This window comes from Streptomyces sp. NPDC091371 (assembly GCF_040684275.1).
In the GTDB taxonomy this organism is placed as follows: Bacteria; Actinomycetota; Actinomycetes; order Streptomycetales; family Streptomycetaceae; genus Streptomyces.
Genome location: NZ_JBFBFP010000037.1, coordinates 58,306 through 80,737, shown reverse-complemented (window position 1 = coordinate 80,737; position 22,432 = coordinate 58,306). Strand labels below are relative to the sequence as shown.

General features: G+C 72.9%; 24 protein-coding genes. 15 read left to right on the top strand and 9 right to left on the bottom strand.

Annotated elements, in window-relative coordinates; translation table 11 throughout:
* The first annotated feature begins 497 nt into the window (after window positions 1-497).
* Both AB0O21_RS30280 and AB0O21_RS30275 read left to right on the top strand, forming a co-directional pair.
* Window positions 498-1,838 carry a transcriptional regulator gene (locus AB0O21_RS30280; protein ID WP_365176037.1) on the top strand — a complete coding sequence of 447 codons (1,341 nt, stop codon included), beginning with the start codon at window positions 498-500 and terminating at the stop codon, window positions 1,836-1,838.
* 53 nt (window positions 1,839-1,891) lie between these two features.
* Window positions 1,892-2,431, top strand: a complete 540-nt coding sequence (locus AB0O21_RS30275) for an NUDIX hydrolase (RefSeq protein WP_365176036.1) — start codon at window positions 1,892-1,894, stop codon at window positions 2,429-2,431.
* A 13-nt stretch (window positions 2,432-2,444) separates the two neighbouring features.
* On the opposite strand, the gene AB0O21_RS30270 is transcribed toward AB0O21_RS30275, so the two are convergent.
* Window positions 2,445-3,338: a 3-hydroxybutyryl-CoA dehydrogenase gene (locus AB0O21_RS30270; protein ID WP_365176035.1), complete on the bottom strand. Its 894-nt coding sequence runs from the start codon at window positions 3,336-3,338 to the stop codon at window positions 2,445-2,447.
* Window positions 3,339-3,477: 139 nt separating this feature from the next.
* On the opposite strand from AB0O21_RS30270, the gene AB0O21_RS30265 reads away from it, so the two are divergent.
* Window positions 3,478-4,737, top strand: coding sequence for a family 10 glycosylhydrolase (locus AB0O21_RS30265; RefSeq protein ID WP_365176034.1), 1,260 nt, complete (start codon window positions 3,478-3,480; stop codon window positions 4,735-4,737).
* On the opposite strand, the gene AB0O21_RS30260 is transcribed toward AB0O21_RS30265, so the two are convergent.
* Both AB0O21_RS30260 and AB0O21_RS30255 read right to left on the bottom strand, forming a co-directional pair.
* Entirely contained in the window at window positions 4,738-4,953 is a 216-nt protein-coding gene (locus AB0O21_RS30260) for a DUF1918 domain-containing protein (protein ID WP_365176033.1), read from the bottom strand.
* Window positions 4,954-5,010: 57 nt separating this feature from the next.
* Window positions 5,011-5,940 carry a DMT family transporter gene (locus tag AB0O21_RS30255; protein WP_365176032.1) on the bottom strand — a complete coding sequence of 310 codons (930 nt, stop codon included), beginning with the start codon at window positions 5,938-5,940 and terminating at the stop codon, window positions 5,011-5,013.
* Between AB0O21_RS30255 and AB0O21_RS30250 the strand changes: the two genes are divergently transcribed.
* The 4 genes from AB0O21_RS30250 to AB0O21_RS30235 are packed head-to-tail and all read left to right on the top strand — an operon-like array spanning window position 5,939 to window position 9,241.
* Window positions 5,939-7,381: a PLP-dependent aminotransferase family protein gene (locus tag AB0O21_RS30250; RefSeq protein ID WP_365176031.1), complete on the top strand. Its 1,443-nt coding sequence runs from the start codon at window positions 5,939-5,941 to the stop codon at window positions 7,379-7,381. The genes AB0O21_RS30255 and AB0O21_RS30250 overlap by 2 nt on opposite strands.
* 31 nt (window positions 7,382-7,412) lie before the next feature.
* On the top strand, window positions 7,413-7,988 hold the full coding sequence (locus AB0O21_RS30245; protein ID WP_365176030.1) for a histidine phosphatase family protein: 576 nt from the start codon (window positions 7,413-7,415) through the stop codon (window positions 7,986-7,988).
* Between the two features lie 40 nt (window positions 7,989-8,028).
* Window positions 8,029-8,778: an N-acetyltransferase gene (locus tag AB0O21_RS30240; protein ID WP_365176029.1), complete on the top strand. Its 750-nt coding sequence runs from the start codon at window positions 8,029-8,031 to the stop codon at window positions 8,776-8,778.
* Between the two features lie 58 nt (window positions 8,779-8,836).
* A complete protein-coding gene (locus tag AB0O21_RS30235; RefSeq protein WP_365176028.1) occupies window positions 8,837-9,241 on the top strand; it encodes a hypothetical protein in 405 nt (134 codons plus the stop codon).
* Window positions 9,242-9,251: 10 nt separating this feature from the next.
* Here AB0O21_RS30235 and AB0O21_RS30230 read toward each other — a convergent pair whose 3' ends face one another.
* Both AB0O21_RS30230 and AB0O21_RS30225 read right to left on the bottom strand, forming a co-directional pair.
* A complete protein-coding gene (locus AB0O21_RS30230; protein ID WP_365176027.1) occupies window positions 9,252-9,671 on the bottom strand; it encodes a VOC family protein in 420 nt (139 codons plus the stop codon).
* A gap of 10 nt (window positions 9,672-9,681) precedes the next feature.
* Window positions 9,682-10,155 (bottom strand): helix-turn-helix transcriptional regulator, encoded by a 474-nt coding sequence (locus tag AB0O21_RS30225; protein WP_365176026.1) that lies wholly within the window; start codon window positions 10,153-10,155, stop codon window positions 9,682-9,684.
* Between the two features lie 47 nt (window positions 10,156-10,202).
* On the opposite strand from AB0O21_RS30225, the gene argC reads away from it, so the two are divergent.
* The 5 genes from argC to AB0O21_RS30200 are packed head-to-tail and all read left to right on the top strand — an operon-like array spanning window position 10,203 to window position 15,027.
* Window positions 10,203-11,231, top strand: a complete 1,029-nt coding sequence (gene argC, locus AB0O21_RS30220) for an N-acetyl-gamma-glutamyl-phosphate reductase (RefSeq protein WP_365176025.1) — start codon at window positions 10,203-10,205, stop codon at window positions 11,229-11,231.
* Entirely contained in the window at window positions 11,228-12,385 is a 1,158-nt protein-coding gene (argJ, locus tag AB0O21_RS30215) for a bifunctional glutamate N-acetyltransferase/amino-acid acetyltransferase ArgJ (protein ID WP_365176024.1), read from the top strand. Before argC ends, argJ begins: the two co-directional genes overlap by 4 nt.
* A complete protein-coding gene (argB, locus tag AB0O21_RS30210; protein ID WP_365176023.1) occupies window positions 12,382-13,290 on the top strand; it encodes an acetylglutamate kinase in 909 nt (302 codons plus the stop codon). The genes argJ and argB overlap by 4 nt, the downstream gene beginning before the upstream one ends.
* A complete protein-coding gene (locus AB0O21_RS30205) occupies window positions 13,287-14,483 on the top strand; it encodes an acetylornithine transaminase (protein ID WP_365176022.1) in 1,197 nt (398 codons plus the stop codon). Before argB ends, AB0O21_RS30205 begins: the two co-directional genes overlap by 4 nt.
* A gap of 7 nt (window positions 14,484-14,490) precedes the next feature.
* Window positions 14,491-15,027 carry an arginine repressor gene (locus AB0O21_RS30200; RefSeq protein WP_365176021.1) on the top strand — a complete coding sequence of 179 codons (537 nt, stop codon included), beginning with the start codon at window positions 14,491-14,493 and terminating at the stop codon, window positions 15,025-15,027.
* A gap of 18 nt (window positions 15,028-15,045) precedes the next feature.
* On the opposite strand, the gene AB0O21_RS30195 is transcribed toward AB0O21_RS30200, so the two are convergent.
* Genes AB0O21_RS30195 through AB0O21_RS30185 form a run of 3 tightly spaced genes read right to left on the bottom strand, consistent with a single transcriptional unit; the run spans window position 15,046 to window position 17,865 of the window.
* Window positions 15,046-15,723: a L,D-transpeptidase family protein gene (locus AB0O21_RS30195; RefSeq protein ID WP_365176039.1), complete on the bottom strand. Its 678-nt coding sequence runs from the start codon at window positions 15,721-15,723 to the stop codon at window positions 15,046-15,048.
* A 33-nt stretch (window positions 15,724-15,756) separates the two neighbouring features.
* Entirely contained in the window at window positions 15,757-16,338 is a 582-nt protein-coding gene (locus tag AB0O21_RS30190) for a pyridoxamine 5'-phosphate oxidase family protein (RefSeq protein WP_365176020.1), read from the bottom strand.
* 33 nt (window positions 16,339-16,371) lie between these two features.
* Window positions 16,372-17,865, bottom strand: a complete 1,494-nt coding sequence (locus tag AB0O21_RS30185; protein ID WP_365176019.1) for a hypothetical protein — start codon at window positions 17,863-17,865, stop codon at window positions 16,372-16,374.
* A 159-nt stretch (window positions 17,866-18,024) separates the two neighbouring features.
* On the opposite strand from AB0O21_RS30185, the gene AB0O21_RS30180 reads away from it, so the two are divergent.
* From AB0O21_RS30180 to bla, 3 genes are all read left to right on the top strand, one after another.
* Window positions 18,025-19,218, top strand: a complete 1,194-nt coding sequence (locus AB0O21_RS30180; protein WP_365176018.1) for an argininosuccinate synthase — start codon at window positions 18,025-18,027, stop codon at window positions 19,216-19,218.
* A 113-nt stretch (window positions 19,219-19,331) separates the two neighbouring features.
* Window positions 19,332-20,762, top strand: coding sequence for an argininosuccinate lyase (argH, locus tag AB0O21_RS30175; RefSeq protein ID WP_365176017.1), 1,431 nt, complete (start codon window positions 19,332-19,334; stop codon window positions 20,760-20,762).
* A gap of 185 nt (window positions 20,763-20,947) precedes the next feature.
* The gene (gene bla / locus AB0O21_RS30170; RefSeq protein WP_365176038.1) at window positions 20,948-21,835 is read left to right on the top strand and encodes a class A beta-lactamase; all 888 of its coding nucleotides are present in this window, start codon (window positions 20,948-20,950) and stop codon (window positions 21,833-21,835) included.
* Between the two features lie 54 nt (window positions 21,836-21,889).
* Here the strand turns inward: bla and AB0O21_RS30165 are convergent, their stop codons facing one another.
* Window positions 21,890-22,399: an HAD domain-containing protein gene (locus tag AB0O21_RS30165; protein ID WP_365176016.1), complete on the bottom strand. Its 510-nt coding sequence runs from the start codon at window positions 22,397-22,399 to the stop codon at window positions 21,890-21,892.
* Between the last annotated feature and the right edge of the window lie 33 nt (window positions 22,400-22,432).

Genomic DNA, 22,432 nt, shown 5'->3' with positions numbered 1-22,432 from the left:
CCGCTGTCGGGGGCTCCGCCCCCGAACCCCCGCGCCTCAAACGCCGGCGAGGCTGAAATTGCCCTGCGGGTAATCCAGCTGCGCTTCGAGGACGGCAGGAGCCAAATCCAGCCTCGCCGGCGTTTGAGGCGCGGGGTCTGGGGCGGAGCCCCGGCAGCGGCGCCGCAGCGGGACGGGGCGGGGGCCCGGGGCGGAGCCCCGAGAGGTCCGGCTCCGGGCGGGGCGGGCGACCAACCCGCACCGGCGGAGCCGGACGGCGCCGCCCGCCTGCCGTGGAGTGTCGGGCAGACAGCAGGACGGGCGGCGCTGTGACGGGTCGTCGCACTGTACGAGGGGGAGCCGACGACCCGGGCTGCCTCTTGGCGAGGCCCTTAAGTGAAGCGCTCCGCGGGGCCCCCACGGCAGAGTGCGTATCGCATTTATGCGCGTACTTGGTTCACACCCCGTGCGAACCCCGCACCCACTAGCCTGGGAGCGACGAGCCCTTGGAGCGGCCCATGCAGCCCAATGTCCTGCTCGACGCCCTCCTCGCCGAGGCGGGTATGTCCCATGCCGGACTCGCCGCGTACGTGAACCAGGCGGGCCGCACCCGCGGTCTCGCCCTTCGCTACGAACACACCGCCGTCACCCGGTGGTTGAAGGGCCAGCGCCCCCGCGGCCAGGTCCCCGACCTGATCTGCGAGGTGCTCGGCGGGCGGCTGCGGCGGCCCGTGGGGCTGGACGACGTCGGGCTCGGGGTGCCCGGCCAGGCCGCCGCGCCGGGAGCGTCGCCGCTGAGCGGGTTCGTGGACCGGGCGGCCGCCCTGTGGCGGTCCGACGGGCAGGCGCGGCCCCATCTGCTCGCCGCGGAGGCGCTCACCGGACCCCCCGCCGTGATCCCGGTGTGGGAGTGGGAGAACCCGCCCGAGGACGCCGACGTGTCGAGGGACGGACCCGACCGGATCGGGCCCGAGCACATCGAGATCCTCAAGGCCGCGCGGGCGCACTACGAGCTGATGTACCGCCGGGCGGGCGGGGTCGCGACGCGGGACCGGATCGTGCGCTTCCTCGGCACCGAGACGGCCCCGATGCTCCGCGGGAGCTACTCCGACGGCCTCGGCCGCCAGCTCCACCGGGCCACCGGGTCCCTCGTGGCGGTCGCGGGGATCTGCGCGTACGACTCGGACGCCCACGGGCTCGCCCAGCGCTACTTCCACCAGGCGCTGCGGCTGGCGAAGGCGAGCGGGGACCGGGGGCTCGGGGCGTACGTGATCGCGCTGATCGTGAACCAGTCCCTGCACCTGCGGGAGTACCGCCAGGCCGTCGCCTTCGCCGAGGCCGCCCTGCGCGCCGCAGGCCGGCACACCACCCCGGCGCTGGCCGCCGACCTCCATGCCATGCAGGCCAAGGCCTACGCCCAACTCGGCGACACCGCGGCCGCATTGGGCTGCATCCGCAGCGCCGAGGCGGCCGCCGAGCGGATCCGCCCCGGCAGCGAGCCGGACGAAACGGGGTACGTGCAGCCCGGGCTGGTCAACGTACAGGTGGCCGAGGCGCTGCTCAGCCTGGGGGAGCTGGCCGCGGCCCACGAGCAGGCCGCCGCGGCCGTCGGCACGCCCGCGCACGACCGGGGGCGCGTGCACCGGCTGGCGATGCTGTGCGAGATCCAGCTGCGCCAGGGCGAGGCCGACGGGGCGGTCGCGGCCGCGGCCGAAATGGCCGAGCGGGCCCGGGGGATGGAGTCGCTGCGGCTTCGCGAGCGGTTGCGGGCGGTCCGCGAGCAGCTGCTGACCAGTGGCTGCGCGGGCGCGGAGGAGACCGCGGAGCTCATCGACGGGGCGCTGCGCGTTCCCCTGTGACGGCTCGAACTGCTGCCATGTTGCCACCGATCCGAGCGGAAGGCGGCAATACCGTGCAGTGGACGAACCTGAGTGAGCAGACCGTGTACAAGAACCGCTGGTTCGACGTGAACCTCGCGGACGTGGAACTGCCCGACGGCCGGCACCTGGACCACTTCGTCATCCGGCTGCGCCCGGTGGCCGTCGCGACGGCCGTCAACGAGGCCAACGAGGTGCTGCTGCTCTGGCGGCACCGCTTCATCACCGACAGCTGGGGGTGGGAGCTGCCCGCCGGGGTGGTCGAGGACGGCGAGTCCGTGGAGTCGGCGGCCGCCCGCGAGATGGAGGAGGAGTCGGGCTGGCGGCCCGGCCCGCTCCAGCACCTGATGACGGTGGAGCCGTCCAACGGGCTGACCGACGCCCGCCACCACCTGTACTGGGCGGACGGGGCCACGTACGTCGGCCCTCCCGAGGACGCCTTCGAGTCCTCACGGCGGGAGTGGGTGCCGCTCAAACTCGTGCCCGACATGATCGGGCGCGGCGAGATCCCGGCCGCCAACATGGCGGCCGGGCTGCTGCTCCTGCATCACCTCAGGCTGGGCGGCAGGCCGTAGGAACCGTCGGGGATCAGCCGTACGGGTAGAAGCCGGAGCCCGTCTTGCGGCCCAGGCGGCCCGCGTCGACCATCCGCTGGAGCAGCGGGGGAGCGGCGTACAGCGGCTCCTTGTACTCGGCGTACATGGAGTCGGCGATGGAGACGATGGTGTCCAGGCCGATCAGGTCGGACAGCTTCAGCGGGCCCATCGGGTGGGCGCAGCCGAGCTCCATGCCGTTGTCGATGTCCTCGCGGCTGGCGATGCCGGACTCGAACATCCGGATCGCCGACAGCAGGTACGGGACGAGGAGCGCGTTCACCACGAAACCGGAACGGTCCTGGGCGCGGACGGCGTGCTTGCCCAGCACGTCCCGCACCAGGGCCTCGGCGCGCTTGACGGTCTCCTCGCCCGTGGTCAGCGCCGGGATCAGCTCGACGAGCTTCTGCACCGGGGCGGGGTTGAAGAAGTGGATGCCGATGACCTGGTCGGGCCGCGAGGTCGCGACGGCCAGCTTGACCAGCGGGATCGAGGAGGTGTTCGAGGCCAGGATCGCGTCCGGGCGGGTGATCACCTGGTCGAGGATCTGGAAGATCTCCGTCTTGACCTGCTCGTTCTCGACGACGGCCTCGATGACGAGGTCGCGGTCGGCGAACTCGCCGAGGTCGGTGGTGAAGGTGAGGCGGGCCAGGGTGGCGTCCCGCTCCTCCTCGCTGATCTTGCCGCGTTCGGCGGCCTTGGTCAGGGAGTTGTACAGCCGGGTACGTCCGATCTCCAGGGCCTCGCCCGTGGTCTCGGCGACCTTGACCTCAAGGCCACTGCGGGCGCACACCTCGGCGATACCCGCGCCCATCTGGCCACAGCCCACTACGCCGACCCGTGTGATGTCGGAAGGGAGGTCAGTCACTTCGTGCCTTTCGCTGCTCATCCGTCGGCGGGTCCCCCGTACGATTCCGGCGCCCGCCACGCCCCCCGACGTTACTCCCGACCTTGCGCGGGGCGGGGGGCCGGGGCGGGCATGCTGGGCTGACACCGTCACATGTCACTCAGCGAAACGGAGTCATCACATGGCGCACATCGGTCGGCGGGAACTGCTGGCGGGAGCGGCGGGGGTGATCGCGGCGGGCGCGGCCGGGCCGGCCGCCGCGGCCGTCCCCGCGGCCTCGGCCCCGGGGCCGGCCGGCCGGATCCCGGCCCGGGCGACCACGCCTGAGTTCCGGGGGATGTGGATCGCCTCCGTGTCGAACGTGGACTGGCCCTCCCGGGCCGGGCTGTCCGCCGCGCGGCAGCGGGCCGAGCTGCTGGCCCTCCTCGACACGGCCGTCAAGCGGCGGCTCAACGCGGTGATCCTCCAGGTGAGGCCGGCCGCCGACGCGCTGTGGCCCTCGCGGCTGGAGCCCTGGTCGCAGTGGCTGACCGGGGAGCAGGGGGAGGATCCGGGCTGGGACCCGCTGGGGACGGCCGTCACCGAGGCGCACGCCCGCGGGCTGCAGCTGCACGCCTGGTTCAACCCGTACCGCGTGGCCAACCACACCGACCTCGACCTCCTGGCGGACGGCCACCAGGCCCGGCGGAACCCCGACTGGACCGTCGAGTACGGCGGGAAGCTCTTCTACAACCCCGGTATGCCCGAGGTGCGGCAGTTCGTGCAGGAGGCCATGCTCGACGCCGTCTCCCGGTACGCGATCGACGGGGTGCACTGGGACGACTACTTCTACCCCTACCCGGTGGAGGGGGAGTACTTCGACGACGACGAGGCCTACGAGGAGCACGGCGGCGACTTCGCCTCCCGCGCCGCCTGGCGCCGCCACAACACCGACACCCTGGTCCGCGAGATGTCCGAGCGGGTGCGGGCGCTGCGGCCCGCGGCGCGGTTCGGCATCAGCCCGTTCGGGATCTGGCGCAACTCCGACGTCGACCCGCTCGGCTCACCCACGCGGGGCCTCGGGACGTACGACGACCTGTACGCGGACACCCGCAAGTGGGTCAAGGAGGGCTGGATCGATTACGTGGCGCCCCAGGCGTACTGGCACATCGGCCACCCGACCGCCGACTACGCGGACCTCGTCCCGTGGTGGGCGCACACCGTGGCAGGCACGGGCGTACGGCTGTACGTGGGGGAGGCGCTCTACCGCTGCGCCCCCGACAGCCCCACCGAGGCCTGGCGCGATCCGCGCGAACTGTCGCGGCACGTGGCGTTCGCGCGGAAGTACCCGGAGGTCCGCGGCCACATCTGGTTCTCGGCGAAGCAGGTGGTCGCGGACCCCAACGGGGCTATGTCCAGGGTCGTTGCCGACCACTACCCGACGGCGGCGCCGCCGAGCTGATCAGTGCCAGGTTCCGGTCTTGGGCTCGGACTCGGCCGGGTGACGTACGACGCAGTCGGGGCCGGGGGACATCACGGCATCGTGCCCGTCCGGGAAGTGCACCCGGTACGGGGGCGCGCCGTTCTCGCCCAGCACCTCGACGATCTCGCCCACCCTGTCGTGCTGTCCCACGACCCGGCCGTGCTGCACCAGCTGGTCGCCCTCGGTCGCTCGCATAACTGACCTCCTCGGTGGCGGTCCGATCCGGTGCTAGCAGTTTAGGTCGATTCGCGGTCATTTGACCCGCTGGGTCACGGCAATGCAGACCAGGACCGCGCACGCGGCGGCCGGGGCGGCCGGGGTGAGGTGCTCGCCGAGCAGCGCGACCGACCAGACGAGCGTCAGCAGCGGCTGCGCGAGCTGGAGCTGGCTGGCGCGCGGGGCGCCGATCTCGGCCATGCCGCGGTACCAGACGTACAGGCCCAGGAAGGTGGAGCCGGCCGCCGCCCAGATCAGGCCCGCCAGGCCCCGGCCGGTCAGGTGCACCGGCTCGAACGCGAGGCCGAGCACGGAGCCGGCCAGGCTCAGCGGCAGGCACAGCACCAGCGCCCAGCCGATCACCTGCCAGCCCGGCATCAGCCGCGCCAGGCGCCCGCCCTCCGTGTACCCGGCGGCGCACACCAGCAGCGCGGCGAAGAGGTAGCCGTCGCCCAGGGAGAGCGAACCCCCGCTCTGCGCCAGGGTGAAGCCCAGCACGACAACGGCCCCCGAGACGGCCGCGATCCAGAAGGTGCGCGAGGGGCGGGCGCCCGTGCGCAGCGCGGACAGCGCGGCGGTGGTCAGCGGCAGCAGGCCGACCACGACGGCGGCGTGCGAGGTCGTGGAGGTCTGCAGGGCGAGCGTGGTCAGCATCGGGAAGCCGACCACGACGCCGCCGGCGACGACGGCGAGGCCCACCCGGTGCTCGCGGCGGGGGAGCGGCACGCGCAGCGCGAGCAGGAACCCGGCCGCGATCAGGGCCGCGAGCACACTGCGCAGCGAAACGAGCGACCACGGGCCGAAGCTCTCCAGCCCCCACGCGGTGGCGGGGAAGGTCAGCGAGAAGGCGAGGACACCCAGCGAGGCGAGGAGCGTGCCGCGGCTCAGCGGGCGGCTCACGGTCCCGTTCGGGATTCCGGCAACCGCTATCGTGGTCGGGTGAGTAGCGCTATTCTGTGCTGTCATGTACGAGCGTAGCAGTGTGGCCGAGTTGGCGGAATCCTTGCGGTCCGAGCTCAACCGCTACTCGGTAGGTGGAAAGCTCCCGTCGAGCCGGGCCCTGGTCGAGCGCTACCGGGTCAGCCCGGTCACGGTCTCGCGGGCCCTCGCGCAGCTCGCCGCGGAGGGCCTGGTCGTCACCCGCCCCGGCTCCGGGGTCTTCCGCTCCCGGCCCCGTACGGCGGCACCCGCGGCCGGGGACACGTCCTGGCAGGAGGTCGCCCTCAGCGCGGAAGGGCCCGGGGAGATCGTCCCGCGCTCCGTCGACGCCAGCGGGGTGCTGGTCTCGCTGGCCACCCCGCCGGCCGGGGTGATCGGGCTCAACGGCGGCTACCTGCACCCCTCCCTCCAGCCCGAGCGGGCCATGGCGGCCGCCCTGGCCCGGGCCGGCCGCCGCCCCGGGGCCTGGGAGCGGCCGCCCGTCGAGGGGCTGCCCGAGCTGCGCGACTGGTTCGCGCGGGAGATCGGCGGCGCGGTCGTCGCCGCCGACGTACTGATCACCGCGGGCGGGCAGAGCGCACTGGCCACCGCCCTGCGGGCGCTCGCCCCGCCGGGGGCGCCGATCCTGGTGGAGTCGCCGACCTACCCCGGGCTGCTGGCCCTCGCCCGCGCCTCCGGATGCCGGCCCGTACCCGTCCCGGTGGACGCGGAAGGGGTCCGGCCGGAGCTGCTGGCCGCCGCCTTCGAGGCCACCGGCGCACGGGTGTTCGTCTGCCAGCCGCTGTTCCAGAACCCGACCGGGGCCGTGCTGGCCCCCGCGCGGCGGGCCGAGGTGCTGCGCATCGCGCGGGCCGCCGGGGCCTTCGTCGTGGAGGACGACTACGCCCGCTCGCTCGCCCACGAGGACTCCGGCCCGCTGCCCGCGACGCTGGCCGCCGAGGACGCGGACGGGGTGGTGGTGCACGTGCGGTCGCTGACCAAGCCCACCTCGCCCAGCCTGCGGGTGGGCGCCCTCGCCGCCCGGGGCCCGGTCGTGGACCGGCTGCGCGCCATCCAGGTCGTGGACAGCTTCTTCGTGCCCCGGCCGCTCCAGGAGGCCGCCCTGGAGCTGGTGGGCGCGCCCGCCTGGCCGCGCCACCTGCGCACCGTCTCCGCCGAGCTGCGCCACCGGCGGGACGTGCTCGCCGGCGCCCTGCGGCGCGAGCTCCCCGGGCTGGAGGTGCCCCACCTGCCGTCCGGCGGCTACCAGTTGTGGGCGCGGCCCGAGGCCGGCGACGACACCGCCTTCACGGCGGCGGCCCTGCGCGCCGGGGTCGCGGTGGCGCCCGGCCGCCCGTACTTCTGCGCGGAACCGCCGGGCCCGTACGTCCGGCTGAGCTTCGCCGGGGTGTCGGGGCCCGGGGAACTGGTCGAGGCGGTGCGGCGGCTGCGGGAGGCCCTGCCGGGCGGGGTCGGTCCAGACGCTTGACCCCGTGCGGCGCGCGGCTCACCATCGCCGCATGCATGTTCGGGTTTCGCTCGTTGCCGCAGCCCGTAGTTCCCCGCTGCTCGCCGAGCGCTTCGACGACGACCGCCCGCTCGACGGGACCGGCTGGCACGCCGTGGAGACCGCCGCGCCCGGGCTCGCCCGCCTGGGCGCGGCCGAGCTGCGCTACTGCTCGCCGACCCCGCGCAGCCGGGCCACCGGCCAGGCCCTCGGGTACGCCCCGCTCGCCCAGCCGGCCCTGCGCGACTGCGACATGGGCCGCTGGCGGGGGATGACCCTGGCCGAGGTGACCGCCCACGAGCCCGGGGCGGTGGACCTCTGGCTCACCGACCCGCGGGCCGCCCCGCACGGCGGGGAGTCCCTGCTCGCCTTCATCTCCCGGATCGGCGGCTGGCTCGACACCCGCCCGGCGGACGACGGGGGCGCCATCGTGGCGGTGGCCGAGCCCTCGGTGGTCCGAGCGGCCCTGGTCTACGCGCTGAAGGCGCCCCCGCTGACGTACTGGAACGTGGACGTCAGGCCGCTGTCCACGATGACCCTCACGGGCTGGTCCGGCCGCTGGCACCTCTCGCTCCAGGCCCCGGCCTAAAACCGTTGAGACCGGAGGCGGAGCGTCCTAATCTGCCCGGATGAGCGGAATCAGGATCACCACCCTCGCGGAGCGACCCGAACTGGCCGAACGGCTCTGGGACATGACGGACTCGTGGCCCGAGTTCGCCGAGCACGACGCGCTCGCCTGGCTGCTGTACCCGCGGATGGTCGCCGAGCTCCCCGACTACGTACTGATCGCCACCGACGGCGACACGGTGGTCGCCCGGGGCTTCAGCGTGCCCTTCGCGCAGCACGCGCCGGGCCGCGACGGCGTGCTGCCCCCGCAGGGCTGGGACCGGATCCTCATGTGGGCCTTCTCCGACCTGCGCCGCGGGATCGAGCCCGACACCGTGAGCGCGATCGAGATCAGCGTGGCCACCGACCGGCAGGGCGAGGGCCTGTCCGGGCTGATGCTCGCCGCGATGCGGGAGAACGCCCGCGCCCGCGGCTTCGCCGAGGCGGTGGCCCCCGTTCGGCCGAGCGGCAAGCCCGCCGAGCCGGACACCTCGATCCACGAGTACGCGTACCGGACGCGCGAGGACGGCCTGCCGCACGACCCCTGGCTGCGCGTGCACGTCCGGGCGGGCGGGGTCGTCGACTCCGTGGCCCCGCTGTCGATGACGATCAACGGCTCGATCGAACAGTGGCGGGAGTGGACCGGCCTCCCCTTCGACAAGGAGGGCCCCGTCCACGTTCCCGGCGCCCTGGCCCCGGTCCACTGCGTACCGGAGCAGGGGTACGCGGTCTACGTGGAGCCGAACGTGTGGGTGCGGCACCCCCTGACGTAGCGCCTGGCCCGATCCGATACCTTGAACGCGTTCAAGTCGTCGGATCGGGGGCAGGTCAATGGGAGCCACTGCGCGAGCGAGCGTTCATCCGTGGCAGTTCGGCCTGGTGGTGTGCGCTGCGCTCACCCCGCTGGTGCCGCTGATCGCGTGGTCGGGCCACGGTTACTTCACCATCACCCCTGGCCTCGTGACCGCCGCGGTGGTCGCCGTACCGCTGTTGCTGCACTCCCGGCCGTCCGGCTTCGGGTGGTCCATCGGATTCATCTCGGCGCTGCTGGTGCCGTGGTCGATCCTCGGCGCCATGGGTGGGATGTTCCTGTTCTTCCCCTCCGTGCTGCAGCTCCTGCTGGCCGCCGGAGCGGACCCGCGCCGACGGCCGATCGCGGCCAAGGTGATGGCCGGCGCCGGTTTCCTGCTGTCGGCAGTGTTGCTGGCGCTCTTCGTCCGGGACCGAGTGGGCTAGGGGTGTCCGGCTAGCGCCTACGCGGCTGGTTGAAGCGGAGCATGTTGCCCGCCGGGTCGCGGAACGCGCAGTCGCGCACGCCGTAAGGCTGGTCGACCGGCTCCTGGAGGACCTCGCCGCCCGCGGCCCGGATCTTCTCGAAGGTGGCGTCCACGTCGTCCGTCTGGAAGATCACCCCGCGCAGCAGGCCCTTCGCGAGGAGTTCCGCCATGGCCTGCCGGTCGGTCGGGGAGGCGTTGGGGTCGGCGAGCGGCGGTTCGAGGACGATCTCCACGTCGGGCTGCTCGGGCGATCCGACGGTCACCCACCGCATCCCCTCGAACCCGACGTCGTTGCGGACCTCCATGCCGAGGACGTCGCGGTAGAAGGCGAGCGCCTTGTCGTGGTCGTCGACTGCGATGAAGCACTGCGAGAGCTTGATGCTGTTCATGCCTCCGAAGCTACGAGACCTCCCGTGATCCCGCTTCTCCGTTCCTGACCGGTCGCGTGTGGATCTTGGCCACGCACGCGGGGATCGCGGCGCCCGCCTCGTGGGGCCGGGCCCGGTACGCGCTCGGGCTCTCGCCGACCAGCTCCGTGAACCGCGAGCTGAACGACCCCAGCGAGGTGCACCCCACGGCGAAGCAGACGTCCGTCACGCTCAGGTCACCCCGCCGCAACAGCGCCTTGGCCCGTTCGACGCGGCGGGTCATAAGGTAGCTATAGGGCGTTTCGCCGTACGCGGCGCGGAAGCTGCGGGAGAAGTGCCCGGCCGACATGAGGGCGGCGGCAGCCAGCGCCGGGACGTCCAGCGGCTGTGCGTAGTCGCGGTCCATCATGTCCCGCGCGCGGCGCAGTCGTACGAGGTCCTCCAGCGATGTCACGCTCCCCAGGATCGCACGGCACCGGCCGCGAAGATCGAAGAATCTTTGCATAAACGTGCGGCGATACGTATAGTCATGCCATCGATGAGGAGGGTCCGATGGTGGTACGTGTAGCGGTGGCCGGAGCGAGCGGATACGCGGGCGGTGAAGTCCTGCGCCTGCTGCTCTCCCACCCCGAGGTCGAGATCGGCGCGCTGACCGGCCACTCCAACGCGGGTGAGCTGTTCGGCAACCTGCAGCCGCACCTCGGACCCCTCGCCGGGCGCACCCTGGAGGCGACCACCCCCGAGGTGCTCGCCGGCCACGACGTCGTGTTCCTCGCACTCCCGCACGGCCAGTCCGCCGCCGTCGCCGCCCAGCTCGGCGAGGACGTCCTCGTCATCGACATGGGCGCCGACCACCGGCTCAAGGACTCGGCCGACTGGGACGCCTTCTACGGCGGCACGCACGCCGGGACCTGGCCCTACGGCCTCCCCGAGCTGCCGGGCGGCCGCGCCGCCCTCGCGGGCGCCAAGCGCGTCGCCGTGCCCGGCTGCTTCCCCACCGCCGTCTCCCTCGCCCTGTTCCCCGCCTACCAGGCGCGGCTCGCGGAGCCCGAGGCCGTGATCGTCGCCGCCACCGGCACCTCCGGCGCCGGCAAGGCCCTCAAGACGAACCTGCTCGGCTCCGAGGTGATGGGCACGGCCACCCCCTACGGAGTCGGCGGCGGACACCGCCACACCCCCGAGATGGTGCAGAACCTGTCCCCGCTCGCCGGGGAGCGGGTCTCCGTCTCCTTCACGCCGACCCTCGTGCCCATGGCGCGCGGCATCCTCGCCACCTGCTCCGCCAAGGCCCTCCCCGGCACCACCGCGGAATCGCTCCGCGCCGCCTACGAGAAGGCCTACGCCGACGAGCCCTTCGTCCGGCTGCTCCCCGAGGGGCAGTGGCCCACCACCAAGTCCGTCCAGGGTTCGAACGCCGTCCACGTGCAGGTCGCATACGACGGGGCTGCCGGGCGCATCATCGCGATCAGCGCCATCGACAACCTCACCAAGGGCACCGCCGGCGGCGCGGTACAGAGCATGAACATCGCCCTCGGGCTCCACGAGAGCCTGGGTCTTTCCACGATCGGAGTGGCACCGTGAGCGTCACGGCAGCACAGGGATTCACGGCGGCGGGCATCGCCGCCGGGATCAAGGCGAACGGCAACCCGGACCTGGCCCTCGTGGTCAACAACGGGCCGAAGCTGGCCGCGGCCGGCGTCTTCACCTCCAACCGCGTCAAGGCCGCGCCCGTGCACTGGTCCGAGCAGGTCCTGCGCGGCGGCGTGGTCGGCGCGGTCGTCCTGAACTCCGGCGGCGCCAACGCCTGCACCGGCCCCAAGGGCTTCCAGGACACCCACGCCACCGCCGAGAAGGTCGCCGAGACGCTCGGCGGCGACTTCAACGCCGGCGAGGTCGCCGTGGCCTCCACCGGCCTGATCGGCGTCCTGCTCCCCATGGACAAGCTGCTCCCCGGCATCGACACCGCCGCCGCCGCCCTGTCCGCGGACGGCGGCGAGGCCGCGGCGATCGCCATCAAGACCACCGACACCGTGCACAAGACGGCCACCGTCTCCCAGGGCGGCTGGACCGTCGGCGGCATGGCCAAGGGCGCCGGCATGCTCGCCCCGGGCCTCGCCACCATGCTCGTCGTCCTCACCACCGACGCCGACCTGGACAGCGCCACGCTCGACCGGGCCCTGCGCGCCGCCACCCGGACCACCTTCGACCGGGTCGACTCCGACGGCTGCATGTCCACCAACGACACGGTGCTGCTGCTGGCCTCCGGGGCGTCCGGCCAGGTGCCGGCGTACGAGGAGTTCGCGGAGGCCGTACGCACGGTCTGCGACGACCTCGCCCGCCAGCTGATCGGCGACGCCGAGGGCGCCAGCAAGGACATCCGCATCGAGGTCATCGGCGCGGCCAGTGAGGACGACGCGGTCGAGGTCGGCCGCTCCATCGCCCGCAACAACCTGCTCAAGTGCGCCATCCACGGCGAGGACCCGAACTGGGGCCGGGTGCTCTCCGCCATCGGCACCACCAAGGCCGCGTTCGACCCGGACCGGCTGAACGTCGCCATCAACGACGTCTGGGTCTGCAAGAACGGCTCGGTCGGCGAGGACCGCGACCTGGTGAGCATGAAGGACCGCGAGGTCCGCATCACCGCCGACCTGTCCACCGGCGAGGAGTCCGCGGTCATCTGGGCCAACGACCTGACCGCCGACTACGTCCACGAGAACTCGGCCTACTCCTCATGAGCACTGCAAGGAAGCACACGGCGCTCCCGAAGGCGGAGATCTTGATCGAGGCCCTGCCGTGGCTCACCCGCCACAACGGCAAGATCATCGTCATCAAGTTCGGCGGCAACGCCATGATCGACGAAGACCTCAAGGCGGCCTTCGCCCAGGACGTGGTCTTCCTGCGGCAGGCGGGCCTGCGGCCCGTGGTGGTGCACGGCGGCGGCCCCCAGATCAACGCCCAGCTCGACAAGGAAGGCCTGGTCAGCGAGTTCAAGGCCGGCCTGCGCGTCACCACGCCCGACGCCATGGACGTCGTACGGATGGTCCTGGCGGGCCGGGTCCAGCGCGAGCTGGTCGGGCTCCTCAACCAGCACGGGCCCCTCGCCGTCGGCCTGACCGGCGAGGACGCCCACACCATCACCGCCACCAAGCACAGCCCCGAGATCGACGGCGAGCTCGTCGACATCGGGCGGGTCGGCGAGATCACCGCCATCGACACCGGCGCGATCGAAGCACTGCTGGCGGACGGCCGGATCCCGGTCATCTCCTCCATCGCGCGCAGCGCCGACGACCACCACGTGTACAACGTGAACGCCGACACGGCCGCCGCCGCGCTCGCCGCCGCACTCGGCGCCGAGACCCTGATGGTCCTCACCGACGTCGAGGGCCTCTACGCGGACTGGCCCAACAGCGACGAGGTCATCAGCCGGCTCACCGTCAGCGAGCTGGAGAAGCTGCTGCCCGAGCTGTCCAGCGGCATGGTGCCCAAGATGGAGGGCTGCCTGCACGCGGTGCGCGGCGGCGTCAGCACCGCCCGCGTGATCGACGGGCGGGTCCAGCACTCGATCCTGCTGGAGATCTTCACGGACGAGGGAATCGGCACGATGGTCGTGCCGGACGGGAAGCAAGGGGGAGCACAGTGACCGGCAACGAGGACTACCAGGCGCGCTGGCAGGGTGCGCTGACCAACAACTACGGCACCCCCGCGCTGGCCCTCGTACGCGGTGAGGGCGCGCAGGTCTGGGACGCGGACGGCAAGCAGTACACCGACTTCGTCGGCGGCATCGCCGTGAACGCCCTCGGCCACGCCCACCCGGCGATCGTCGCGGCCGTCACCGGGCAGATCCAGACCCTGGGCCACGTCTCCAACCTCTACGCCTCCGAGCCGGTCGTCGCGCTCGGCGAGCGGCTGCTCCAGATCTTCGGCCGGCCCGGCAAGGTGTTCTTCTGCAACTCCGGTGCCGAGGCCGTCGAGGCCGCCTTCAAGATCGGCCGGCTGACCGGGCGGACCCACATGGTCGCCACCGGCGGCGGCTTCCACGGCCGGACCATGGGCGCCCTCGCGCTCACCGGCCAGCCGAAGAAGCAGGAGCCCTTCCTGCCGCTGCCGGGCGACGTCACGCACGTCCCGTACGGCGACGTCGAGGCGCTGCGGGCCGCCGTCACCGAGGAGACCGCGCTCGTCGTCATCGAGCCCATCCAGGGCGAGAACGGCGTCGTCGTGCCCCCCGCCGGCTACCTGACGGCCGCCCGCGAGATCACCCGGGCCACCGGCACCCTGCTCGTGCTCGACGAGGTGCAGACCGGCATCGGCAGGTGCGGCCAGTGGTTCGAGCACCAGGCCCACGAGGGCGTCGAACCCGACCTCGTCACCCTCGCCAAGGGCCTCGGCGGCGGCCTGCCGATCGGCGCCGTCGCCGCCTTCGGCGCCGCCGCGGACCTGCTCCAGCCCGGCCAGCACGGCACCACCTTCGGCGGGAACCCGGTCGCCTGCGCCGCCGGCCTCGCCGTGATCGACACCATCGCGGGCGGAGGGCTGCTCGACCAGGTCAAGGAGCGGGGCGAGCGGCTGCGCTCCGGAATCGAAGCCTCCGGGCACTCGTTGGTCTCCCACGTCCGCGGCGCCGGTCTGCTGCTGGGTATCGTGCTGACCGAGCCGCTCGCGCCCAAGGTGCAGCAGGCGGCTCAGGACGCCGGCTTCCTGGTCAACGCGCCCGCCCCCGACGTCGTACGGCTCATGCCGCCGTTCGTACTGACCGAGGCCGAGGTGGACGCGTTCCTCCGGGCGCTGCCGGGCGTCCTCGACGCAGCCCAAGGGGACGGATCCGGAGAATGAGACGACGATGAGTCAGCCGCAGGACAACGAGCACGGCGGCCAGGCCGTGCCGCAGACCCGCACGGCCCGCCACCGCCGGATCGTGGACATCCTCAACCGGCAGCCGGTCCGCTCCCAGAGCCAGCTGGCCAAGCTGCTCGCCGACGACGGGCTGAGCGTCACCCAGGCGACGCTCTCCCGCGACCTCGACGAGCTGGGCGCGGTGAAGATCCGCAACACCGGCGGCGAGCTGATCTACGCGGTGCCAAGCGAGGGCGGCTTCCGCACCCCGCAGGCCCCGCTGGGGGAGTCGGCGAAGGAGGAGCGCATGCGGCGCCTCTCCGGGGAGCTGCTGATCTCGGCGGAGGCCTCCGCGAACCTCGTGGTCCTGCGCACCCCGCCGGGCGCGGCCCAGTTCCTCGCGTCGGCGATCGACCAGGCCGAACTCCGGGAGATCCTCGGCACGATCGCGGGCGACGACACCCTGATGCTGATCAGCCGCGACCCGGAGGGCGGCCAGGCCCTGGCCGACCACCTCCTGCGACTGGCGCAGAAGGAAGGCTGACCCCGATCCACGGGCAGCTCAGTACCGGGTGACGGCCAGCGCCCCCGACGCCGTGCCGATCGCGATGTGCGGGCGGCGCCTCGGGTTCGCCCAGCGGAGGATCTCGCGCATCGCCCGCTCCGGCACGGACACGCAACCGGCCGTCGCGCCCTTGCCGTTGACGTGCAGGAAGATGCCCGCGCCCCGGCCGCGTACGGGCCGGTCGTAGTTGAAGGCGATGAGCAGTGCGTGCGCGTACTGCTTCTCGTACGTCACCAGGTGCTCGGCCTCGCCCGGCGCGCAGTCCGCGGGCAGCGGCTCCACCCAGCGGTTGTAGGCGGCGGAGCGGTTGTCCTGGCACCACCACGAACGGTCCGTCACCCGCCGGTACCGGTACTCGGTCCCGGCCGGGGCGCGGCGGATCCCGAAGGCGTACGGGAGCGCGTACAGCCCCGTCGGCGTGGTGTCGGTGCCCTGCGTACGGGTCGCGCCCTCGGCCAGGCCGTTCGCCCCGAAGCGCGCGGGCGCGCTCCCGGCCGCGTACCAGCGCCCCGCCCGCCGGTCCCACCAGGTCAGGCGGCCGGTGGTGGATCCGGGGGCGGGCGCGACGGCGGTGATCAGCTGACTGCCGCCGCCGGTGTCGGCGAGCCGGGCGGGCAGCAGGGGACCGGCGTGGGTGCCCGGAGGGCCCTGGGACAGCAGGCCGGCGACGATCAGCGAGGCGGCGACAAGCGCGGTACGCGGCACATGTCAGACGGTACGGGGCGGAAGGGGCAGCGGAAGGCCCGGCAGGCCGTCGATGCTGACTGCGATGTGCTCCTTCTTCTCGCAGTACTCGCTGAACTCCTCGTCCGTCTTGCGGCCGAAGTACTCCGCGTGGAGGGTGCGCTCGCCCTGGTAGTCCATCAAGGGGATGGCGAACCCGCACACCGTCGCGATCCGGCGGGCCTTGACGAGGATGACGGCACGCGCCGCCGGCCCGTCGGCGTCCCCGAAACGGACGACCAGATCTTCCCAGCGCGGGTCGTCACGGAAGACGGCCTCGCCGTCGCCGTGTATGCGGACGATGTTCGGCGGGCCGCTGAACGCGCACCACATCAGCGTGATCCGGCCGTTCTCGCGGACGTGGGCGATGGTCTCGGCGCCGCTGCCGCCGAAGTCCAGGTAGGCGAGGGTCTGTTCGTCGATGACGACCAGGGTTCCGGCGCGGCCCTTGGGGGACAGGTTGACGTGCCCGTCACCGTCCAGCGGAGCGGTCGCGGTGAAGAAAATCGGCTGCGCCTCGATGAACTCGCGCAGCCGGTCGTCGATTCGTTCGTAGAGCTTTCCCATGGCGGGATTATCTCCCGGAATTCTGCACTCCGATTATTGGATTTCCCTTCGTGGAACCAGCAGCCTCAGGAGCAGTCCGAGCTCGTGGTCCTCGAACAACTCCGCCGACCGGGCCAGCAGCTCGCGCAGCTCGGCCCCGTCCGCCCCGCTCTCGCGCAGGCCCGCCCACCAGTCCCGGCGCCGCAGCGCCGTCCGCGCCGCCCGCCGGATCCCCGGATCGGGGTCGGCCGCCAGGTCCACCGCGGCCCGCAGTGCGGCGATCCCGCCCTGGGCGCACAGCAGCCGGAAGGCGGCCCGCCGGGTGGCCGGGCGGCGCCCGGGGGTCGTGCGCGGGGCCAGCTCCACGGGGTCCAGCCGCCAGGCCACCGGGAGCAGGCTCAGCGCGGCCTCGCGGGGCGCGGCGGGCGCGGAGTCGTCGAGCAGCGGCAGCAGCCGCGCGTCCTCGACCCTGATGTCCAGCCGGCGCAGCCCGGCGGCCGCGGCGGCCCGCACCGCGCCGGCCCGGTGGTCCAGCAACTCCCGCAGCAGGGGCTCCGCTTCGGCCCGTTCGCCGCATTCGGCCAAGCCGGTCACGGCGTACGGGGAGCAGCCCGCCGGGTCCGCGAGCAGCTCGCGGTAGTGCGCCCGGGCGTCGCCGCCGTCCTGCCGCAGCAGCCAGCGCGCGCAGGCCCGTACGAGACCCGACCGGTCGGCGAGGTGCGCCGCGGCCTCGGCCGCCCGCCCGGCCCGCCGCAGGGCGGTGACCCCGGCGGAGCGGACCATCGGGTGCCGGCCGCGCAGCAGCGCGTCGAGCGCCGCGTCGTCCGGTCCGTCGGCGGCCATCACCGCCAGCGCGGCGTCGGTCCACAGCCGGGCGGTCACCGGATCCGGCTCGTCGGCGGCCCGCCGCGCGAGCTCCCGTACGCCGGTCCGCCCGGCCCCGATGGCCAGCCGGGCGGCGAACCGCCGGGCCGGCAGGTCGGCGTCCCGGTGCAGCCGTTCCAGGACGGCGGCCCGCTGCGCGGGGGGCAGTGAGGTCCACTCCCACGTCGTCGAGGGCCGTCCGGGCCGCCACCACGCCGTGAGCAGGGAGTACCGGCCGGTCAGGGCCGCCTCCAGCTGCTCCACGGCCCAGCCGCCGTGCTCCCGCGCGCCCAGCCTCAGGGCGAGCGGGGTGAGCAGGGCCAGCACGTCGGCGGGGTACTTGGCCACGAGCCGGCCGAGCACGCGCCGGGCCCGCTCGCGCACCGGCGGGGCCCAGTCGGCGCACCGGATCAGGACGAGAGGGAGCGGCGGGAACCGCCACGCGGCGAGGGCGGCCGCGCGGATCTGCCCGTCGGGGTCGCAGAGCCGGGCCTCGAGCCGTTTGCCGCGCGGCGGCGGGTCGTACCCGCGGCCGATGCGGCGGACCTCCTCGTCGAAGGCGATCCAGGCCTCGGGTCCGCTCAGGCCGAGCACGCCCGCGACCGGCGCGGGGTCCTGCTTCCACAGCAGGTCCTGCGCGGCCGCCCGCCCCATGAACACGTCCCGCCGTACACCGGCTCCCATGCGCCCTCCCCGAGTCGTCCGCCGATCGTAGTGGGGCGTCCATGCGCGGGGCTTCCGATATTCGGGCTGGTCAGGGCTCCGGGGCGGGGCTCGATTGACGAAACATACGGAGCAGTGCATAGTTATGCCTGTTGTTGGATGCACCGTAAGGAGGAACCCATGGCCGAGCGCGTCGTGCTCGCCTACTCGGGCGGGCTGGACACCTCCGTCGCCATCGGCTGGATAGCCGAGGAGACGGGCGCCGAGGTCATCGCGGTCGCGGTGGACGTCGGCCAGGGCGGCGAGGACCTGGACGTCATCCGCAAGCGGGCCCTCGCCTGCGGTGCCGTCGAGGCCGAGGTCGCCGACGCCAAGGACGAGTTCGCCGACGAGTACTGCCTCCCGGCGATCAAGGCCAACGCCCTCTACATGGACCGCTACCCGCTGGTCTCGGCACTCTCCCGGCCGGCGATCGTCAAGCACCTGGTCGCCGCCGCCACCAAGCACGGCGCCTCGATCGTGGCCCACGGCTGCACCGGCAAGGGCAACGACCAGGTCCGCTTCGAGGCCGGCATCCAGGCCCTCGGCCCCGACCTCACGTGCATCGCCCCGGTCCGCGACTACGCGATGACCCGCGACAAGGCCATCGCCTTCGCCGAGAAGGCCGACCTGCCGATCGCGACCACCAAGAAGTCCCCGTACTCCATCGACCAGAACGTCTTCGGGCGCGCCGTCGAGACGGGCTTCCTGGAGGACATCTGGAACGGCCCGGTCGAGGACATCTACGAGTACACCGCGAACCCGGCCGCGCCGCGCGAGGCCGACGAGGTCGTCATCTCCTTCAAGGAGGGCGTGCCCGTCGCCATCGACGGCGAGCCCGTCACGGTCCTCCAGGCCATCCAGCAGCTCAACCAGCGCGCCGGCGCCCAGGGCGTCGGCCGGATCGACATGGTCGAGGACCGCCTCGTCGGCATCAAGTCCCGCGAGGTGTACGAGGCCCCGGGCGCGATCGCGCTGATCACCGCCCACTCCGAGCTGGAGAGCGTCACCGTCGAGCGCGAGCTGGCCCGCTACAAGCGGCAGGTCGAGCAGCGCTGGGGCGAGCTGGTCTACGACGGCCTGTGGTTCTCCCCGCTCAAGCGGGCGCTGGACGGCTTCATCAACGAGGCCAACCAGCACGTCACCGGTGACATCCGGATGACCCTGCACGGCGGCCGCGCCGTCGTCACCGGCCGCCGGTCCGAGGAGTCGCTGTACGACTTCAACCTGGCGACCTACGACTCGGGCGACACCTTCGACCAGTCCAAGGCCCAGGGCTTCATCGACATCTTCGCCCTCTCGTCGAAGATCGCCGCCCGTCGCGGTCTCGCGTAACCCTTAAACGCAGTACCCCGATCGCCTCCCCGTTACCTCCGCGGCGGGGAGGCGGTTTCACATCCGAAGCCATCCAGGCAGTCCAAGCCATGCAGTCTTGAGGAGCAGTAGCTGTGAGCAGCAACAACGGTGGTGACGTCCGGCTCTGGGGCGGCCGGTTCGCCGACGGCCCGGCCGAGGCCCTCGCGAAGCTGTCCGCGTCGGTCCACTTCGACTGGCGCCTCGCGCCCTACGACATCGCGGGCTCCCGCGCCCACGCCCGCGTCCTCCACAAGGCGGGTCTCCTCACCGCCGAGGAACTCGACCGCATGATCGCCGGCCTCGACCAGCTCGAAGCCGACGTCGCCGACGGCTCCTTCACCGGCACCATCGCCGACGAGGACGTGCACACCGCCCTGGAGCGCGGCCTGCTGGAGCGCCTCGGCGCCGACCTCGGCGGCAAGCTGCGCGCCGGCCGGTCCCGCAACGACCAGGTGGCCACGCTCTTCCGGATGTACCTGCGCGACCACGCCCGGATCATCGGCGGCCTCGTCGCCGACCTCCAGGACGCGCTGGTCGGCCTCGCCGAGACCCACGCGGACGTGGCGATGCCGGGCCGCACCCACCTCCAGCACGCGCAGCCGGTGCTCTTCGCCCACCACGTGCTCGCCCACGTGCAGTCCCTGTCCCGGGACGCGGAGCGGCTGCGCCAGTGGGACACCCGGACCGCGGTGTCCCCGTACGGCTCGGGCGCGCTGGCCGGCTCCTCCCTCGGCCTGGACCCGGAGGCGGTCGCCGCTGACCTGGGCTTCGAGCGGGGCTCGGTCGGCAACTCCATCGACGGCACGGCCTCGCGCGACTTCGTCGCCGAATTCGCCTTCGTCACCGCGATGATCGGGATCAACCTGTCCCGGATCGCCGAGGAGATCATCATCTGGAACACGAAGGAGTTCTCCTTCGTGACCCTGCACGACGCCTTCTCCACCGGGTCGTCGATCATGCCGCAGAAGAAGAACCCGGACATCGCGGAGCTGGCGCGCGGCAAGTCGGGCCGGCTCATCGGCAACCTGACGGGTCTCCTCGCGACCCTCAAGGCCCTGCCGCTGGCCTACAACCGGGACCTCCAGGAGGACAAGGAGCCGGTCTTCGACTCCTGCGACACCCTCGAGGTCCTGCTCCCGGCCTTCACGGGCATGATGGCCACCCTCACGGTCAACCGGGAGCGGATGGAGGAGCTGGCTCCGGCGGGCTTCTCGCTCGCCACCGACATCGCGGAGTGGCTGGTCAAGCAGGGCGTCCCGTTCCGGGTGGCGCACGAGGTGGCCGGCGAGTGCGTCAAGGTGTGCGAGGGGCTCGGCATCGAGCTGGACGAGCTCACGGACGAGCAGTTCGCGAAGATCTCGGAGCACCTGACCCCCGAGGTCCGCACCGTCCTCAACGTCCCCGGGGCCCTGGCCTCCCGCAACGGCCGCGGCGGCACCGCCCCGTCCGCCGTCGCCGTCCAGCTCACCGAGCTGAAGGCGGACCTGGTCATCCAGCACGCCTGGGCGGCCCACAAGCAGTAACGGGACCACCCCGAAGGGGCGGCCGGGGCGCATGGGCCCCGGCCGCCCCTTCGGCATGCGCCGTGCCCTCCCGCCCCGCGGGAACCATCAGCCCCGCAAGGCGCGTGTTGGACGGTGACCTGATCGACGGAGACGAGGAGACGATCGTGGACATCTCAGGAGCCGGTCCGTCCCGGCGCGCGTTATTGGCACTCGGCACGGGCACCGTGCTCTTCACCGGCCTGGCCGCGACCGCCGGGGGCCAGGCCCACGCGGCGGAGCCCGGGGCCGCGGTGACCCGGCGGCTGCGGGAGCTGGAGCGGGAGCACTCCGCCCGGCTGGGGGTGTTCGCCCGCCACACGGGCACCGGCCGGACGGTGGTGTACCGCGCGGACGAGCGCTTCCCGATCTGTTCGGTCTTCAAGGGGCTGGCCGCCGCAGCGGTGCTGCGGGACCTCGACGAGGACGGCGAGTTCCTCGCCAAGCGGATCCGGTACACGCAGGAGTACGTCAACGAGTCGGGCTTCGGCCCCGAGACGGGCAAGCCCTGGAACGTGGCCGACGGTATGACGGTCGAGGCCCTGTGCGCCGCCTCGGTCAGCCTCAGCGACAACGCCGCGGCCAACTTGCTCCTCGAGGAACTGGGCGGCCCCACGGCGATCACCCGCTTCAGCCGCTCGCTCGGGGACCGGATCACCCGGCTGGACCGCTACGAACCCCAACTGAACTCGGCGGAACCGGGGCGGGTGACCGACACCACCAGCCCCCGGGCCATCGGGAGGACGTACGCGCGCCTGCTCCTCGGCGACGCGCTGTCGCCCCGCGACCGCCGGATGCTGACCGGCTGGCTGATCGCCAACACGACGAACACCGAACGGTTCAAGGCCGGGCTCCCCGCGGACTGGATCCTGGCGGACAAGACCGGTGGCGGGCACGAGTACGGGGTGGCCAACGACGTGGGCGTGGTGTGGCCGCCGGACGGCGCCCCGATCGTGATGGCGGTCCTGACGACCAAGCCGGGCTCGCCGACCGGCCCCCGGGACAGTGCGCTGGTCGCCGAGACCGCCCGGCTGCTGGCCTCGGCCCTCACCTGATCCAGGTCCGAGTACTCCCGGCCCCGCCACGCAGGCGCCGTGGCGGGGTCTGCCCTACGCCGCCCAGTCCGCCAGGGCGTCGAAGTCGGGGCGGGTGAGCCCGATCCGCTCGTCGATGCGCATGAGCAGCGCCCGCGCCGGGTGGCGCTGGTCGACGTACTCGTGGTCCATGGCCGTGATGTCGTCGTCGATCCAGGCGAACGGCCGCGGGCCGGCGTACTCCAGGACGTACTGCGTCTTCCAGAACGTGCCGCGCGGCGCCCGGCCGTGCATCACCGGCCAGTCGATGTACGGGAGTCGCGGCAGGCCGAGGTGCGGTCCGATCCAGTCGTTCGCCTCGTCCTTCCACGTCGTGGCCCAGACGAGCTCGTACGAGTCCGCGAGCGCGAGCAGCTCTGCGCCGTGGGCGTGGTTGAGCCAGACCCGCAGGGGCTTCACGCTCTCGGCGTCGGTCCAGCCGGTCGGGCGCATCCGGTGGGTGGTGTAGCCCTCGGGGCGGCGCTGGGGCTTGGCGGCGTAGGGGTTCAGCGGTCCGTCGACGTCGATCAGCAGCAGCGGCTTCATCTCTGAATCATTCCGTTCCGGCGGCCCTGGGGC